Genomic DNA, 17,901 nt, shown 5'->3' on the forward strand with positions numbered 1-17,901 from the left:
GCGAACTAGCTTTGGTCGGCACGATGAATCGAATACAAGTCGACTAACCAGTCGATAAAAATGTCGACCCGCTTTGGCCTGGTTCGATTAGGCACATACACAACGGACACTGGGCGGGGATTTAACGGATAGTCGCTCAGAACCTTGCACAGTCGGCCTGCTCGCACATGAGCGTCAAGTATAAAAGTGCTCCCCTGTATCAATCCGAGGCCCGCGAGCCCACATGCCATGTAGGTATCTGTGTCGTTCACCAGGATCGCGCTCTTCAGCTGAACGGAACGCACCTCACTTCCCTCGAGAAACTCCCAACCTCTGACACGGCCTGACTTCAGGGCGTAACTCACGCCGATGTGATCGCTGAGGTCATCCAGGTTCAAGGGCTCGCTATGGACACGGATATATTCGGGCGACGCGTAGGTCAGCGTTTTGTAATGGCCCACCGTTTTAGCAACTAGTCCGGGTTCGCTCACCGCTCCCACGCGCAGGGCACAGTCCAGTCCCTCTTCGATCAAATCGGAGTGGTGATCGGCAATGCTGATGTCCAGGCGAATGTCAGGATTACTGGCGAAAAATTTCGGTAGATCCGGGATAACCGTCGACTTCGCGACTAGCGAGGGCATGCTGACTCGGACTACTCCGCTTTTGCTTCCCGTGGAAGCCTGAGCATCGGCGTCCATTTCGTCCAGATCCCGAAGAAGCGCGACACAACGTTCGTAGTAGCGCAAGCCAGCGTCTGTCGGCTTGCTTCGGCGGGTTGTGCGGATAAGAAGTTTCACGCCCAGATCCGACTCGAGCGCCTGAACCATACGGGTAACATAGACCGCCGAGGTATGCAGAACTTCGGCGGCTCTCGTGAAGGTGGCCGCTTCGACCACCTTCACATACACCTTCATTGCGGAAATCTTGTCCATCGTGTGTCGTTACGTTTCTCTTTACATGTTGAGGTTCGCTGCACGAAGGATGGTTAGAACATATCCGCCGCCGCTTGACGCTCTGCGCCCTCCTCTCCGGATTCCCGCTCAGACCGCGAGGGGATAAATGGCCCGGTGATCATATTCGCGTAGCCTTGCCCAGGTCCCACCATCGGAAACACGTCAGCGTCCTGGTCGACCATCACTTCAAGGAAAGCCGGTCCGTCAAATTCTACAAAGGCCTTAAGTTTGTCCTCGAGCTCGCTCATGGCTTCAACGCGATACGCAAACTCAAACCCGTCGGCCCGGGCTGCCATGACAAAATCCTTGCGATGTAGCGACTTGTCGCTCACGCACAATCGTCCCTCGTAAAAAAGACGCTGCCACTGCCGGATCATCCCGTCACCGAGATTGTTGAGCAGCAGTACCTTGACGGGCACGCCATACGTGGTTGCCGTTTCCAGGTCGCCAATATTCATGCGGATGCTGCCGTCACCATCGATGTCGATCACGAGCGCATTCGGTCGCGCCAGTTGAGCACCGATAGCGGCAGGCAGCCCGAAACCCATCGTCCCCATGCTGCCCGACGTCAGGAAGCTTCGCGGCTCGACGAAGTCGAAAAACTGCGCAGCCCACATCTGGTGCTGGCCGACGCCTGTGCTGACGATTGCTCGCCCGCCGGTAATTTCACTGAGCTTTTCGACAACGAGCTGCGGCTGGATCAGTGGACTGTTCCGGTCGTAGTTCATACCGTAGACCCGTTTCAGTTCCTTTATATGATCCAGCCAGCCCGACGACGCTTGCGTGGCTGGATCATGCTTCATCAGTGACAGCAAGGCATCCTTCGCGTCGCCTACGTGTGTCCAGTGCGCCCGTTTAACCTTGTTAATTTCCGCCTCATCGATGTCGATATGCGCCACATGCTTCGCTCCGGGCGCAAATGAGTCAGGGCGGCCACCGGCGACCCGGTCATCAAACCGGGCACCCACCGCGATGAGGAAGTCACAATCTTCCACGGCGTAGTTCGCACAAGCAGTGCCGTGCATGCCCAGCATGCCAAGTCCCAGTTCGTGCTTCAGGGATATTGCGCCAAGACCCATCAGCGTGGTCACCACAGGAATCCCATAGCGCTCTGCAAACTGACGCAATTCAACCGTTGCGCCAGCCGTGATGATTCCGCCGCCGGCATATAGCAGCGGTCGCTTGCTCCGCGCCAGTAGATCGAAAAATTCACTGCGCTTGCCATCTTCGAGAAGCGCGCCTTTGGCCACCTTTCGAGGACGGTCGGAGTAGCCTCGAAACTCCAAAGTGCCTTGCCCGTGGTAAGTGCCGGTCCAGTTCTGGATGTCCTTCGGCACGTCCACGACAACTGGGCCAGGACGGCCGGTGCGAGCGACTTCGAATGCGGTCCGCAGTGTCTGTTCCAGCTTCGCCGGGTCGGTAACCAGAAACACCTGCTTTGCGCACGCCGACATGATGTTAAAGACAGGCGCCTCCTGAAAAGCGTCACTGCCGATCATGGCACGAGGCACCTGTCCACATATGAGGACGACGGGGATTGAATCACCGTTACAGTCGGCGATCGGCGTCACCGCGTTCGTCGCTCCGGGACCGGACGTAACCATGAATACGCCAACTTTTCCGCTCGCGCGCGCATAACCAGCAGCCATGAAGCCGGCGGCCTGTTCATTGGCGGGTACAACGAGGTTGATCTGGCGCTCGGGATTTTCCGCGTGCATTTCGTTGAAACGAAAGACAGCGTCATACGTCGGCAAAATCGCGCCGCCGCTATAACCAAATACGGTGTCGACGCCCTGTTCGCTGAGTACGCGCAGGATGATGTCAGCACCCGACATCAATTCGCCGGCAAGCGGCGGTTTCGGGAGGGCTTCTAAAACAGGGTTCGGATTTCGGGTCATGACTGGTTCGCATGGAAAAGGGCGCCAACACTGTCAGCGGCCACAATCGAAGGGCAATTTCCCTTCCAACTCGAGAACAGCGTATGTTCCGTACCAGCTTATGGACGACTGCTCTAACGGGTTCTCCGTGCAAAGCGCTGCCCACCCAGCACTTTCTTGATGTGCTTCTGGAAGAATCGTGAGAAATGGTTTTACCCATTGTGACGATGATTGACGCTGCGCGCACGCCCAAGAAGGTTGCATATGGGCCAGAATAGGCTTCATTCTGGCCATCACAACGCCACTTCTGCCGCATCGCTTTCCAACAACATGCAAACGACCGCTGCTCGGGCGAGTTATTCGCACCCGAGCAGCTGAGATCCTGCATGCAGGATCATCCCAATCCGCCTGCGCCGTTACATCGCGAATGCACTCGAAACAAGCGCCGCCTGTCTCGCCACGTGTGCCGAGTGATAACCTGGCGCAGTCGATGCGGATGCAGGCGGCCCCGCATACCGCAGTTGCGCGGCCGAAGGCAGGATCTCACGCAACTGCGGTTCGATAGCGCCCCATGCACCCTGGTTACGCGATTCCTCCTGACTCCAGACTACCGTCTTCAGATTCGGATAGCGCGCAAACTCCGCGGCCAGTTGCCGGGACGGAAACGGATACAGCTGTTCGACACGGATGAGCGGTGTATCGGCAACGCCAGAGGTGCGGCGATGTTCGAGCAGGTCGAAGTACACCTTGCCCGAAGACACGATGACGCGGTCCACAGTCGACGCCCGCGACGGCTCGACCTGCGTATCGCCCAGCACCTCACGGAACGCGCCCTTGGCCAGGTCGTCGAGCGTGCTTACCGCTTCCGGATGACGCAACAGTGACTTGGGCGTCATCACGACGAGCGGTCGGCGATCGAAGACAGTCGCTTGCATCCGCAGTAAATGGAACAGTTGCGCAGGCATCGTTGGTTGGACGACCCGCATGTTGTCCTGCGCGCAGAGTTGCAGATAGCGCTCCAGCCTCGCCGACGCGTGCTCCGGTCCTTGCCCGTCCTGCCCATGCGGCAAGAACAAGGTCAATCCGCTGAGCTGCCCCCACTTCGCGGCACCCGCGGCGATGAACTGATCGATCACAACCTGTGCGCCATTCGCAAAATCGCCGAACTGCGCCTCCCACACGACAAGCGCGTTGCGGTTCGCCGTCGAGTAGCCGTACTCGAAGGCCAGCACGGCCGCCTCAGACAGAATGGAGTTCGTCACGGTAAACCTGCCTCGTGCCTCGTCAATGTGTTCGAGCGGGATGTACACGCCGTCCGACCGGCTCGTCCGTCTCTGGTTGTGCAGAACGGCGTGACGGTGACTGAATGTCCCCCGCGCGCTATCCTGCCCGCTCAACCGGACATCCACCCCCGCGCCGAGCAACGAGGCGAATGCCAGGTGCTCGCCCATTCCCCAATCGATCGGCTTACTTCCGGCCGCCATCTCGCGGCGCGCGGCCATCATCTTGCCAACCAGCGGATGGAGTTCATAACCGTCGGGAATAGTCGATATCTGCTGCGCCAGCGCACGTACCTGCGCGGGCAACGGTGGGCCATAGGTGACAGGGCCGGAATAGTCCTCGAGAAGCTTCGGCCAGGCTGGTATTTCGTCTGGCCCGACGGATGCCGCGGGCGTCTCGCTCTGGCGCGCAAGCTCAAAACCGTCGCGGCTTGCATTGACGTAGTCGTCGGCCTGTACGGACGTCACCACGCCTTCCTGAATCAACCGTTGAGCGTAAATGGTCCTCGCACCTGGATGGCTGGCGATCGCGCGATACATGAGAGGCTGCGTGATGCTGGGTGTGTCCTGCTCCTGATGCCCATACTTGCGGAAGCAGACGAGATCGATCACTACGCTACGCTTGAAAGCTGTGCGATAGTCGAGCGCGAGCCGCACCGCCATGGCCACCGCTTCGGGGTCGTCAGCGTTGACGTGCAAAACGGGTGCCTCGATCATCTTCGCGATGTCCGTGCAGTAGAACGTCGAGCGCGTATCGCGCGGATCCGAAGTCGTAAATCCGATCTGGTTGTTGACAACGACGTGGACGGTTCCGCCCGTGCCGTACCCACGGGTGTACGTTAGGCTCAACGTCTCCATCACGACGCCTTGCCCGGACATTGCCGCGTCGCCATGAATTTCGACGGGCAGCACGTCACTACCGTCCTCCGAGCCCAGAGCATCCCCTTTGGCACGTGCCATGCCCTGCACAACCGGGTTGACGATTTCCAGATGTGAGGGGTTGAATGCAAGTACGACATCCACCGGCCCGTCGTTCGTCTGCGTGACACTGCTAAAGCCCTTGTGGTACTTGACGTCGCCTGCTGGAAGATGGTCCCCAACCTTCCCGTCGAACTCATCGAATAGCGCGCGCAGAGGCTTGCCGACAATGTTCACCAGCACATTCAAACGTCCACGATGCGCCATGCCCATCACCACCGAGCTCACCTTCTTCGATGCGCCATAGCGCACGAGTTCGTCCAGCAACACGATCAACGATTCCCCACCTTCCAGCGAGAATCGCTTTTGCCCGACGTAGCGGGTGTGAAGATACTTCTCCAGTCCTTCGGCGGCTGTCAAACGCTCGAGAATCCGATTTTTCTCCGCTACTGAAAACGAAGGCTTCGCGCGTGTTGACTCAAGCCGCATCTGCCACCAACGCCGCTCGTTGGCATCGGTCAGATGCATGAACTCGGCGCCCAGCGTGCCGCAATACGTCTGTTCGAGCGCCGCGACAATGTCGCCCAACGTTGCGTCTTCATCAAAGAAAAACGTGTCGGCTGTGCTGAATCGCGTAGACATGTCTGCCACCGACAGGCCGTAGAACGTTGGCGTGAGTTCGATCGAAGCCTGCGGCAACGTCCACAGCAGCGGGTCCAGTTTCGCCTTGCGCGTGCCGGTCATACGGTACGCCGCAATCAGCGACTGTACCGCTACCTGTTTTCTGGCGATCGCAAGACCGTCATCGAGCGTCATCTCCGTGACCCGCGACCGCTTACCCAGATCGACGAAGGTGGACACGACAGGAGCGTGTGGTTGGTCATCGCGATCGCTCCCGTCGATGGCGGGGGTTGCGCTCAATGCATCGAAATAAGCGCGCCACTCATCCGGGACCGACGCTGGGTCAGCCAGGTAGAGCTCGTATTGTTCCTCGACATAGGGGGCGTTTCCCCCGAATAAGAAAGAGCTTTGAATTTTTTGCATCAGCATGATGAATCCGTCCTCGATTGGCGTCAGGTCCGCACTTCGACCGTGACATGTCGTGAGGCGGCTGTAACCTCATCCGGGCAGCCGCATTGATGGGATCAAGAATAGAGAGTCGGCACGGCAACTGGAATGCGTAGATAGCGCCGCGCCTGGCCAATCGGGATCAGATTTGGGCCACGTGGCCGCTGATCGAATTCGTGCACGAATCCTTACCAGCATGCTTGGGTTGCATACCCATTCACCATGTAACAAGTGACTTTCAGCACAGGCCATTTATCTCGCCACGCTCCGCTTATAAACTCGCTCGCGCATAGGATAAATTTGTGTAACGAGTCGGCAGGCATGCCGATCACAGGACGGCGCGGAATCGTAGCAACGGCGGCGTGCTTACAATCAATGAGGGTCACGGCATGAAAGTCGCCATTGTCATATTCGATGGTGTGCAGGCGCTGGATGTTGCCGGCCCCCTGGACGTATTCGCGGAAGCAAACACATTTCTGCCTGAGCATCAGCGATATCAGGTCTCCCTCGTAGGCTACGAGGCTGGCATCGTGTCCTGCTCGAACGGGATGGGACTCTCAGTTCCTCACGGCTATGCGGATTTCGACACGCCATTTGACCTGCTGTTGATAGCAGGAGGGCCGCAGTTGCCTGATACCCCGCCACGAAGCGAGTTTCTGAAATGGCTGCAAGACCAGGCGCGCGGCGCAGCACGCTTCGGCTCCGTTTGCAACGGAGCATTCGTGCTCGCGCACGCCGGGCTGCTTGACGGTAAGGATGTGACGACCCACTGGGCCGATGCGGACCGTCTCACTGACGAGTTTCCGCAAGCTCGTGTGCAGCCCGACAGGATTTTTATCCGTGACGGACGCCTGTTTACATCCGCCGGCGTGACGGCAGGCATCGACCTGTGTCTATCGCTCGTGTCGGAGGACTGGGGGCACGAGCTTGCGGTGCGGGTTGCAAAACGTCTGGTCGTCTACATCCAGCGGGATGGCGGACAGTCTCAATACAGTCCTTACCTCGGTGTGCGGAAGGACCATGATCCGATCGTCGGCAAGGTGCTCCGATACGTGACCGAGCACATCACCGATGCGCTATCGATCGAACAGCTGGCGAGCGCAGTTTCAGTCAGCCGACGTACCTTCTCGAGGCTATTTGCGAAGTATGCAAAGGTGACGCCGTCCGCGTTTGTTGAACAGGTTCGTGTTGACACCGCGAGGAAGCTGCTCGAGGAGAGCGATGCGCCTCTCAAGACTGTGGCGTTCAATTGTGGTTTTCACAGCGCGACGCATATGCGCACGATTTTCTTCCGGCGGCTTAACGTAACGCCCAGACAGTATCGCCAGCGATTCCGTGGTGCGGCAGGCACGCAAGCACCGGTGAGCGAACAACCTCGTGTCGCTGAGATAGCCTGATGCCGCCCACTCGGCGGCTTGAATGTATTTCATGAAAAGGCCAATACCGTCCGTGACTCGCTCCGCTGCACTTCAAAGTCTTCCTGATCTCCTTGAACCGGGTTTATCGGTGGTCTTTTGCGGAATAAATCCGGGCGTCCTTGCGGCATCGACCGGCCGCCATTTTGCCGGCCGAGGCAATCGGTTCTGGAGGACCGTTCATCTGGCGGGCTTTACTCCTGAACAGATTGATCCTGAGGACGATCGCACTCTCCTGCAGTATGGTTGCGGCCTGACAACCGTGGTCTCGCGTCCAACCGCACGAGCGGACGAACTGTCGCAATGGGAGTTCAAAGCGGCTGCGACGGAATTCGAGCAGAAGATTGAACGCTATGCGCCGCAATGTGTTGCCTTTCTCGGGAAGATGGCGCTTTCCGCCATGTTGGGCAGGCCCGACATTCACTGGGGCTTGCAACCGGCAACATTCGGCGGCGCCCGCGCATGGGTGTTGCCCAATCCCAGCGGCCTGAACCGGACATTCAGCCTCGACGCGCTGGTGGCTGCCTACCGCGAACTTCGTCTTGCAGTCGCGCCGGCTGATTCGGCCCTTCACGATATTTCACGTCAGTGAAATTTGTTTTGTCCTACGAACGGACAGGACTCGTTTCCGGGTGAGCTCGTTGTCCTCGTAGCGACAACGGCTTTGGCCAGATTTCCACACGGAATGGCCTGATACGCGACCTGTATCGGCTTTATGAATGCCCACCCGTCTCCTAGAATTGATCAATCCATTGCGCGGCAGCGATACGGTAACGAGTCGATTGGAATGACTATGGGAAAAACCACAAAGTCATCGGATTGAGCTTTTTCGCGGAGCATTTTAGGTCTTGGCGAGCACCGGGCGTGACAGCGAGATTTCCCGATGGAATGCCCCATTAAACACTAGTAGCCGGACCCTTATGAACACCGCCAATCCAAGCCCAGCTGGAACGGGAGAACCGAAGCTCGCGGAATCGTCGGCGCCGGTCTCTGTACGGGAGACAGAGACGCCGGCACAGCAAACCCCCATAGAACCCACGCTGCCACTCCGTCTCGCAATCGGCCTGATCGGAATGTTGCTGGCGTCGCTGCTGGCAATCTTGAACGAACAGGTCACCGCGGTGGCGCTGACCGATATTCGTGGCGCGTTTTCGATCGGACGTGACGATGGGACCTGGCTGACCGCTCTCTTCGAGGCGACCAACGTGGCCACGATGGTATTTGCTCCGTGGTTCGGAATGACGTTCACGCTGAAGCGATTTACGATCGGCGCCGTGCTGGCCGTAATGTTCCTTGGATTCCTTTGTCCCTTTGCGCCGAACCTGCAGACGCTCTATTTGCTGAGGGCACTCCAGGGCGTAGCGGGCGGATGTCTGCCTCCGATGTTGATCATCGTGGCGCTGCGTTATCTTCCCCCGAAAATCAAGCTATACGGACTTGCCGGTTACGCACTGACTGCGACCTTCGGCCCTGCGCTCGGCGCGCCTCTCGCGGCCTTATGGACCGAATATGTCGGTTGGCAAATGGCATTCTGGCAAATCGTGCCGCTTGGTTTAGTGAGCTGCCTCGCAATCTACCAAGGACTTCCGGCAGATCCCACCAGGCTGGAACGGTTCCGTTCATTTAACTGGAGCGGATTCATACTGGGATATCCCGCTGTCGCCATGCTCGTCATTGGCTTCCTGCAGGGTGAACGCCTTGACTGGCTGGATTCTACGTTTATCTCCACGATGTTTTTGGGCGGCGCGCTGTTGTTGGTGGCGTTCCTTGTCAACGAGTGGTTTCATCCGCTGCCGTTTTTCAAACTTCAACTGCTTTCCCGAAGAAACTTCGCGCACGGGCTTCTGACACTGGTAGGCGCGGTGACGCTGCTGGTGGGCGTTGCCGCCATACCCGGTCAATATCTCGCACAAATTCACGGCTACAGGCCGCTGCAAACCACCCCGCTGTCTTTGCTGCTTGCCATTCCCCTGTTAATTACGCTACCCGCGACCGCCGCCGTCCTGAACCTCCGGCATGTCGACCACCGCTGGGTTATGGCCGTTGGACTTTCGCTGATGGCCACCTCGTGTTTTATGGGGAGTTTCATGACCTCCGAGTGGGTTCGCGAGAATTTTTACTGGCTTCAGTCGTTGCAGATCCTCGCGCAACCGATGGTGATCATGGGGATATTGATGGGCGTAACGACAGGCTTGCCGCCAACGGAGGGGCCGTTTGCTTCGGCCATGTTCAACACGGTCAAAACGTTTACTGCCGCCGCGGCAACCGGTTTCATCGAAGGGCTGGGTACTACGCGCGAGCATTTTCATTCGAGCATGCTTGTAGACCGCCTGGGCAATAACGCGCTGGTTACAGGCCAAAGCATTGATGCAGTTCATGGTCTCGGCGAACTCGCACACCGGATCCACGAGCAGGCCGTCGTCCTGACCTCGGCAGATCTCTATCGCGTGATGGCAGGTATAGCCGTCGCCTTTCTTCTGGTTATTCCGGTGTTACCCGTGCGTATTTATCCACCCTGGAGCACTACGCCGCCCTCTTCCCACTAAGCGTCGATATATATGTCATCCGCTACCCGATTTCCTCCCAGAACAATTCGTCTTGCCGCGTATGTGGTGATACTGGGCGTCGCCATATGGGCCGGCATCAGGCTGTTTGCAGACTCAAATAGCGAGACCACCAATGATGCCTACGTGACGGCCGATTTCACGCTGGTAGCGCCGCGTGTTGCTGGCCAGCTTTCAGCGGTACCTGTAGACGACAACCAGCAGGTGAAAGCCGGACAACTACTGGTACGTATCGATGATCGTGACTTCCGCGCCGCATTGATGAGCGCGCAGGCCGACGTGGCGGCAGCAACCGCGTCGGTCGCGAACTACGATGCCGAGATCGCGCGGCAGCCCGCGCTTGTCGACCAGGCGCGTGCCACGCTTCGGTCAGATGCAGCTTCGCTTGAGTTTGCGCGAGCGAACGCCTCGCGCTACCAGAACCTCTCGCAAGCCGGTGCGGGAACGACGCAGGAGCAACAGCACGCTACGAGCGCGCTGGCCGAGCAACTCGCGCAGCAGTCCCGCAACCAGGCCGTTTTCGTGGCGACCGAGCAGAACCTCGACGTTCTGCGCACCCAACGCGACAAGGCTGCTGGCGTGTTGGCCCACGCCGAGGCCGCGCTCGAACAGGCGAAGCTCAACCTGTCCTATACGGAGATTCGCGCGCCCATCGACGGCAAGGTGGGAAGACGTTCGGCGCGGGTCGGCTCATTCGTTACACCCGGCGCGCCCCTGCTCGCAATCGTCCCGCTGTCAGAGGCCTATATCATCGCCAATTTTCAGGAAAACCAGCTCGCCAGGATGCGATCCGGTGAAAGCGTGCGCATCAAGGTCGACAGCTTTCCGGGCGTGGTGATTCACGGACACGTCGATAGCCTTTCGCCCGCGACGGGCGTGAGCTTCGCACCTATCGCGCCCGACAACGCAACGGGCAACTTCACGAAGATCGTCCAGCGCGTGCCGGTCAAGATCACCATCGACCGTGGCCAGGAGGCCGCTTCTGCATTGAGCGTGGGGCTCTCTGTCGAAACGGAGGTCGCCGTCGGCAAGCATGCCGATATGGCGATCGCAGGGGTCGACAAGAAATGAAAGCGAGCGAATTCTCCCTCCGCGAGTTAGCGCTGTTTATCCTGGCGTGCGTCGCGATGACAGGCTGTACTGTCGGCCCGAACTTCGAACGTCCGCAGACGAGCACACCCGACGTGTTTAACCGCACCCAGTCTGCGCAAGCACCAAGCAAAGCGGTCGAATCCGAATTCAGTCCGCAATGGTGGACGCTGTTCAACGATCCCATTCTGGATTCACTGGAAAAGCAGCTGGCCGATGCAAACCTTGACGTGGCGGCAGCGTCGGCACGTCTGCGGCAAAGCCGGGCCGAGCAACGGATTGCGGGTGCCGACGAATATCCGACGCTGGATGGCGCCGCATCCTATGACCGGGAGCGCGGAAGTCCGAACGGTATTCTGTCGTTACTCGGCGTCACCCCGACGGGCAATCAGGCGCAGTCGGCTTCGGGCGGCACGCCGCTTGGCGTGGCGCCGTTGCCGGGCGCCAAAGGCTCACCGGCTTACAACCTCTACCAATTCGGCTTCGATGCATCGTGGGAACTCGACATCTGGGGCCGGGCTCGACGCGGTGTCGAAGCTGCGACGGCGATGTCCGATGCCTCCTACGAGGACCGCAACGCGATTCTATTGTCCGCACGCGCTGAACTCGCACGAGACTATATTCAGTTGCGCGACACCCAGGCTCTCCTTCAGATTGCGAAACTGAACCTTGAAATCGCCCACGACACCACGAAGCTCACACAAACCCGTGTGCGCGAGGGCGTCAGCACGAATCTGGACGTGGCCAACGCCATGGCACAGGCGGAGTCGATCGAAAGCCTGATCCCGACGCTCGAATCGCGTTGCGAAACCACGATCAATGCGATTGGCGTACTACTGGCCGAGGAACCAGGCGAGCTACAGCAAACGCTCGGCGAGCCGCATGACGTGCCGGCGCTGCCTGAGCAGGTACCCATCGGCGTTCCGTCGGAGCTGGTGGAGCGCAGGCCCGACATCAGAAAAGCCGAGGATCAACTACACGCGGCCACGGCGACGATCGGCATGGCGAAGGCCGACTTCTATCCACGCATCTCGCTGAACGGCAGCGCAGGGTTCCAGAGTCTTCAGCTCACGAATCTCGCCGACTGGGCGTCTGGCCAGTTTGTCGTCGGACCGTCGATCACACTGCCTATATTCGAAGGCGGACGCCTCAAGGGAACCCTTCATTTGCGGGAGGCGCAACAGCAGGAGGCCGCGATTGTCTACAAACGTACTGTACTTGAGGCTTGGCGAGAGGTAGACGATGCGCTCGTCGTTTATGACGCTGAACAGCGGCGGCGTGATCGCCTGACGGCGGTCGTTAGCCTGAACCAGCGCGCGCTGTCCATTGCGCAGCAACGGTACAAGGCAGGGGCGGTCGACTTTCTTGACGTACTGAACGTACAGAAGCAGTTGCTCGACGCGCAGAGCAAGCTTGAGCAAAGTAAGGCAGACGCCGACGCCAATCTGATCACGCTTTGCAAGGTGCTCGGCGGCGGATGGGAATCAACGTATGCGAGAAAGGACGGTCTTCATTGACAGAGGCGCGTTGGGTAACCGGTGAGCGCTTTATGTAGTAACCGGTGACGTGGCATGTAGTCGTTGTAACTTACCGGCCGACTGCCACCGAAGGATCGAACGCGCGGAAATGGACGATGACCGCCTCAGTTCGACCCTGATCCGGCCTTCACCGACTGATACTCGGAGTGGCCGCTCAGGAAAGGAGAACGAACATCATCGATCTCTCCATGTCGATGAAAACCGCATAGTTACAAAAGTCCGAGTCCACTGCGCTCAAGTTCAGGTGATTCAGTCGTCGCGTAGGTGACAATGCTGTCCTTGCAAGTTGGCGAAAGAAGGCCGACCAGCGTATTCCCGTGCCCTGCACGTTGCAAAATCGCGCCAACACCGCTTCGAGCGCCCTGCTCCACCACGCCTCGCCGAGGTTTGCCGCGATAAGAGGTGTTATCACCGCAATCCGCAGGGCCAGTCCTGCAAGCCACCCAACCCTTCAACCCATCAACCGTCCCCAGCCGCCGCCCATCCCCTCTGCATCGCCCCCACCAACTGCTTCCACAAAAACTCCGCCGCAGGCGATAAACGCCGGCCAACCCGACGTATCACCTGGCTGCTGAAGTCGCGTGCAATCGGATGATCGATCTCCAGCGCAACGAGTTTGCCGGCATCCAGATATTGCCGCGCGGCATCGGTCGACATAAACGCGACGCCAAGACCGGCCGCCGCGATCGCCTGCGCCGCAGCGAACATATCGCACCGGTAAGCCGGCGTCAGGCTGAGCCGCTCCGCGCGAATAATCGAGTCGACATACTGCTGAACGCCGAAACGCGGCGGCATGAAAATCAGGCGGGCATCGGCAAGCTGCTCGAAGCGGATACGCTGCAGTCCCGCCAACGGATGCCGCGGGCTCACGAACGCGCAGAACGGCGCGGCGCGAAACGTACGCGAGCGTATCGCCGGATCCCTCGCTCCGCCCGCGCATAGACCAAGATCGACCTCATCGTTGCGAACCATCGCGATGATTTCGGACGTTGCGCCCGTATGCAGATCGACGACGATATCCGGAAACTGCGCGCTAAACCGCTCGAGCACGATCGCCATCAGATTACCGACAAAGCCCTCGCCGCAGCCGATGCCGATCCGTCCGCGCCGCAGCCCCCGATAGTCCTCCAGTTGCACCAGCATCTCCGCATCGCGGCGCCGGCTTTCGCGAAAATGATCGACGAGATTCAGGCCGATTTCCGTGAGCGCCACGCGCCGGCCCTGCCGCTCGAGCAGCGCCACACCGTGCGCACGCTCCAGCTGCGTCACCTGCCGGCTGATCACCGACGCATTGATGCCGAGCGCGTCCGCCGCCGCCCGCACGCCACCATGCACGGCGATTTCATGCAGATAACGCAGGCTGCGCGGATTAAGGGCGCCGGTTTGAGGGATATCGGTGTCATTTGACATGCTTTCTTGAGTGTTGACATTCAAGTCAACATTATCGACTGAAAGACGTCATTGATCGCACGTTTTTGCAGCGAAATACTGACGCTTTGCTTTCCCTATGCACGTCAATCCAAATGCCCAATACCCAGCACTTTTGCACGCTCGACGACACCAGCGATCTGAACGATGAACTGCGCGGCATCCGTCACCGCTTGCACCAGCACCCTGAGCTGGCTTATCAGGAGTTCCAGACATCGGATCTTGTCGCCGAAGCGCTCGCAAGTTGGGGTTACGAAGTCACGCGCGGTCTGGGCGGAACGGGCATGGTTGCATCGCTCAAGTCGGGAACGGGGTCGCGAGCCGTTGCGGTACGCGCCGATATGGACGCCCTGCCCATCACCGAGGCCACGGGGCTGCCCTATTCCAGCGTTCACCCGGGCAAGATGCACGCATGCGGTCACGACGGTCACACGGTGATGGTCCTTGGTGCAGCGCGGCATCTGGCGCGTACGCGCCGCTTTGACGGAACCGTCCATCTCGTCTTCCAGCCAGCGGAAGAAATCGGCTCGGATAGCGGCGCACAACGCATGATCGCCGACGGTTTGTTCGAGCGCTTCCCTTGCGAGGCCATCTTCGGCCTGCACAACCATCCTGGCGCACCGGCGGGCACGTTCATGTTCCGCAGCGGTCCGTTCATGGCCGCGTGCGATACCGTCGACATCACGATCCACGGCCGCGGCGGTCACGCTGCCCGCCCCCATCTCGCCACCGATCCGCTCGTAATCGGCGCAGGGCTTGTGACGGCGCTGCAAACTGTCGTGTCGCGCAATATCGATCCGATGCAACCGGCCGTGGTCACGATCGGTGCGTTCAATGCGGGACACGCGCCCAATGTGATCCCCGAAACGGCGCGCCTTCAACTGAGCGTGCGTTCGTTCGATCCCGAGGTGCGCAAGCTGCTCGAAACCCGCATTCGCGCGCTCGCCAATGCACATGTACAAGCGCACGGCGCCAGCGTCGATATCGACTATGTGCCGGGCTACCCGGTGCTTGTGAACAGCGCGCAGGAGACTGAGTTCGCGCTACAGGTCGCACGAGAACTGGTGGGCGACGAACGCGTGGTCGACGGCTTCGGTCCGATCGCGGGCAGCGAGGACTTCGCCTATTACCTGCAAAAGAAGCCGGGCTGCTTCCTGCGCGTGGGCAATGGCAAGGACACGCCCATGCTGCACAACGCGAAGTACGACTTCAACGACGACAACCTGACCGTCGGCGCCGCATTCTGGACGCGGCTGGTCGAGCGGTTTCTTGCGTCGAAAGTCTAAGCGCACCAGAGAAAGCGCAGACAGAACCATCATAAAACCACCTACGGTGAGGACCTAAACCATGTCAACCCAGCCTCTTACGTCGTCCGGCACGATCGCGGTTTCGCAGACCCGCATTGTCGTGGCGGCCGTCATCGGCAATCTGCTCGAGTTCTTCGATTTCACGGTCTACAGCTTTTTTGCGCTGACCATCGCAAAGCTGTTCTTTCCGTCGCAGGATCCGGTCGTGTCGACGCTGCTGGCGTTGTCGGCGTTCGCGATCGGTTTCGTGGCGAGACCCGTCGGCGGCTTCGTGCTCGGCCATTACGCGGATAAGCGCGGGCGCCGGGCCGCGCTCACGCTGACGATCTTCCTGATGGCGGTCGGCTCCGCAGCAATCGGTCTCGCGCCGACCTACGAGACGATCGGCATTGCCGCGCCCGCGTTGATCATAGTAGCGCGCCTCGTGCAAGGTTTCGCGCAGGGCGGCGAGTTTGGCGCGGCCACCGCGACGCTGCTGGAAACGGGTTCGGCAAAAGGGCGTGGCTTTCGCGCGAGCTGGCAACTGGCGAGCCAGGGCGCGGCCGCGCTGCTCGGCTCGGGCATGGCTGCGTTGCTCACCTATCATTTGACCGGTCCGCAACTGCTCGACTGGGGATGGCGCGTTCCGTTTCTGGCGGGCACGCTGATCATGCCCGTGGGCGTGTATCTGCGCCGTCATATCGTGGACGACGAGCCCGTCAAAACAGAGCGCTCGCGCTTCGAACCGGCCCTCGTGCGCAAATGGTTTTTGACTGTCTTTGCGATCATGGGCATGACGGTCGCGACCTACGTGCTGATGTACTACATCCCCACCTACTCGATCCAGTATCTGAAGATGCCGCCCAAGCTGTCGATGCTGGTCTCGATCGGTGCGGCATGCGTGTCACTGCTTATGTGCCCGATCTGGGGCGCGCTGTCGGACCGCATGGGTCGTAGAAAACCGCTGACCGTGTTTGGACGCGTTGTGCTGATTGCGCTGCTGTACCCCGCGTTCTGGTTGATGAACCAGTTTCCGACGCTGCCGGTCGTCACCGGCCTGATCGTCCTTCTGATGTTCTTCTACACGATGGGATCGGCGCCTGCGTATGCGCTCATGCCGGAAAACTTCCCGAAACACGTGCGCGCAGGCTATCTGGCAAGCGCGTATGCCGTGGCGGTGTCGGTGTTCGGCGGCACGGCGCAACTGGTCGTCGCGTGGCTCATCAAGGTGACGGGCAATACTATGGCGCCGGCCTGGTACATGATCGCGTGCGTCATCATTTCGCTCGGCGCCGTGATGATGCTCGAAGAAACCGGTGGACGCGATCTGGCCTGATTGTGCCGGGGAGTTCGGCCCTGGAAACCAGGGCCGGCTGGAACAACGAGTGGCAAAACGAGTGGCGGACGTTTTGCAGCGCGATCAGGGCGTGGCTGCCCTGATCCTTCGCCCCTCCTCCTGGCCCGCCCCGATCACGAGCCCCGCCTCCGCCAGCAAACGCCGCAGTCCCAGCTTCGGATAATTGCGGTCGACAGCCCGCACATCGGCACGCGTTTCCTCGATGATCCAGTCGCGCACATCCGCTGCCACTGGACGCAACGGCCGATTCTCCGGCCACACCAGACAGCAGCGCCGGTTCGTTACGATCAACTCCTCCTCGGCCGGCAGCAGCGCGCCCTCGAGAAGCCAATGCGACACCACGTTGAGCCAGCCGAGCGCGACGCCCTGCCCCAACAGCGCCGCCTGCACGACGATCGCGTAGTCGTTGAAACTCAGCATGCTCGCTACGTGCCGCCCGTGTGCCGCGAACGTGGCGAAGCGCTCATGCCAGCCGCGCTCGCCGTCGTCCATCACGATCACCGTGTCGCCGTGCTCGCGGCCCGTCTGCGTCGCGGCCGTCTCGTGATAGCGCCGGTTGCACACCGGCAGTAACGTCTCCGGCATGACGAGCACACTGTTCTCGCCGATCTCGTCCTCGCGCAAAAAGCGCATGCCGAGATCGACGTCGACTAGCGGCCCGCCGATTCGCCCCGAGATCAGTTGAAACCGCAAGTCGACATTCGGAAACGCCTGATTCAGCCGGCTCATGCGCGGCATCAGCCAGTGCGTGGTAAACGCGGTGGACACCGACAGCGTGACGGACTCGACGCCCGTCGCACGCGCCTCGATCTCACGTATTGCGCCTTCTATGCCATTGAAGCCTTCCGAGATCTTCCGGTAGAGGATTTTGCCGTTCTCGGTCAACTCGATCCCACCCCGCACGCGCTCGAAAAGGCGCACGCCGAGATGGTCTTCCATGCGCGCCAGCATGCGGCTCACCGCGGGCTGACTCACATATAACTCCTGCGCCGCGCGCGTGAAGTTGCCGCAGCGCGCGGCAGCTTCGAACACGAACAGCGCATTGGCGCTCGGCAGTTTTTTGCGAAGGTTAGGCATGACCTGATGTTATGCCTTATCCAACAATTTGGGAATTGCCGCCAATAATGACGCGGCCTATATTTTCCCTAA

At 59.8% G+C, this 17,901-nt stretch carries 12 protein-coding genes; 7 read left to right on the top strand and 5 right to left on the bottom strand.

Annotation, left to right across the window (positions count from 1 at the left end):
- Positions 1–5: 5 nt before the first annotated feature.
- From R8871_RS22370 to R8871_RS22380, 3 genes are all read right to left on the bottom strand, one after another.
- Positions 6–911 carry a LysR family transcriptional regulator gene (locus R8871_RS22370; protein WP_175052407.1) on the bottom strand — a complete coding sequence of 302 codons (906 nt, stop codon included), beginning with the start codon at positions 909–911 and terminating at the stop codon, positions 6–8.
- Positions 912–964: 53 nt separating this feature from the next.
- Positions 965–2,830 (bottom strand): biosynthetic-type acetolactate synthase large subunit, encoded by a 1,866-nt coding sequence (gene ilvB, locus R8871_RS22375; RefSeq protein ID WP_175052408.1) that lies wholly within the window; start codon positions 2,828–2,830, stop codon positions 965–967.
- A gap of 395 nt (positions 2,831–3,225) precedes the next feature.
- Positions 3,226–6,057 carry a 2-oxoglutarate dehydrogenase E1 component gene (locus R8871_RS22380; RefSeq protein WP_175052409.1) on the bottom strand — a complete coding sequence of 944 codons (2,832 nt, stop codon included), beginning with the start codon at positions 6,055–6,057 and terminating at the stop codon, positions 3,226–3,228.
- Positions 6,058–6,464: 407 nt separating this feature from the next.
- Between R8871_RS22380 and R8871_RS22385 the strand changes: the two genes are divergently transcribed.
- From R8871_RS22385 to R8871_RS22405, 5 genes are all read left to right on the top strand, one after another.
- A complete protein-coding gene (locus R8871_RS22385; RefSeq protein ID WP_175052410.1) occupies positions 6,465–7,472 on the top strand; it encodes a GlxA family transcriptional regulator in 1,008 nt (335 codons plus the stop codon).
- Positions 7,473–7,503: 31 nt separating this feature from the next.
- Positions 7,504–8,082, top strand: a complete 579-nt coding sequence (gene mug / locus R8871_RS22390) for a G/U mismatch-specific DNA glycosylase (RefSeq protein ID WP_175052553.1) — start codon at positions 7,504–7,506, stop codon at positions 8,080–8,082.
- 328 nt (positions 8,083–8,410) lie between these two features.
- The gene (locus R8871_RS22395; RefSeq protein WP_175052411.1) at positions 8,411–10,036 is read left to right on the top strand and encodes an MFS transporter; all 1,626 of its coding nucleotides are present in this window, start codon (positions 8,411–8,413) and stop codon (positions 10,034–10,036) included.
- Positions 10,037–10,048: 12 nt separating this feature from the next.
- The gene (locus R8871_RS22400; RefSeq protein ID WP_175052412.1) at positions 10,049–11,125 is read left to right on the top strand and encodes an HlyD family secretion protein; all 1,077 of its coding nucleotides are present in this window, start codon (positions 10,049–10,051) and stop codon (positions 11,123–11,125) included.
- Positions 11,122–12,660 carry an efflux transporter outer membrane subunit gene (locus R8871_RS22405; protein WP_175052413.1) on the top strand — a complete coding sequence of 513 codons (1,539 nt, stop codon included), beginning with the start codon at positions 11,122–11,124 and terminating at the stop codon, positions 12,658–12,660. The genes R8871_RS22400 and R8871_RS22405 overlap by 4 nt, the downstream gene beginning before the upstream one ends.
- A gap of 480 nt (positions 12,661–13,140) precedes the next feature.
- Here the strand turns inward: R8871_RS22405 and R8871_RS22410 are convergent, their stop codons facing one another.
- On the bottom strand, positions 13,141–14,091 hold the full coding sequence (locus R8871_RS22410) for a LysR family transcriptional regulator (RefSeq protein WP_175052414.1): 951 nt from the start codon (positions 14,089–14,091) through the stop codon (positions 13,141–13,143).
- A gap of 113 nt (positions 14,092–14,204) precedes the next feature.
- Between R8871_RS22410 and R8871_RS22415 the strand changes: the two genes are divergently transcribed.
- Together R8871_RS22415 and R8871_RS22420 are read left to right on the top strand one after the other, a co-directional pair.
- Positions 14,205–15,395 carry a M20 aminoacylase family protein gene (locus R8871_RS22415; RefSeq protein WP_175052415.1) on the top strand — a complete coding sequence of 397 codons (1,191 nt, stop codon included), beginning with the start codon at positions 14,205–14,207 and terminating at the stop codon, positions 15,393–15,395.
- Positions 15,396–15,456: 61 nt separating this feature from the next.
- Positions 15,457–16,731, top strand: a complete 1,275-nt coding sequence (locus R8871_RS22420; RefSeq protein WP_175052416.1) for an MFS transporter — start codon at positions 15,457–15,459, stop codon at positions 16,729–16,731.
- A gap of 84 nt (positions 16,732–16,815) precedes the next feature.
- Here the strand turns inward: R8871_RS22420 and R8871_RS22425 are convergent, their stop codons facing one another.
- On the bottom strand, positions 16,816–17,829 hold the full coding sequence (locus tag R8871_RS22425; protein ID WP_175052417.1) for a LysR family transcriptional regulator: 1,014 nt from the start codon (positions 17,827–17,829) through the stop codon (positions 16,816–16,818).
- Between the last annotated feature and the right edge of the window lie 72 nt (positions 17,830–17,901).

The sequence above is a fragment of the Paraburkholderia sediminicola genome (genome assembly GCF_902859805.1).
GTDB classification, from domain to species: domain Bacteria; phylum Pseudomonadota; class Gammaproteobacteria; order Burkholderiales; family Burkholderiaceae; genus Paraburkholderia; species Paraburkholderia sediminicola.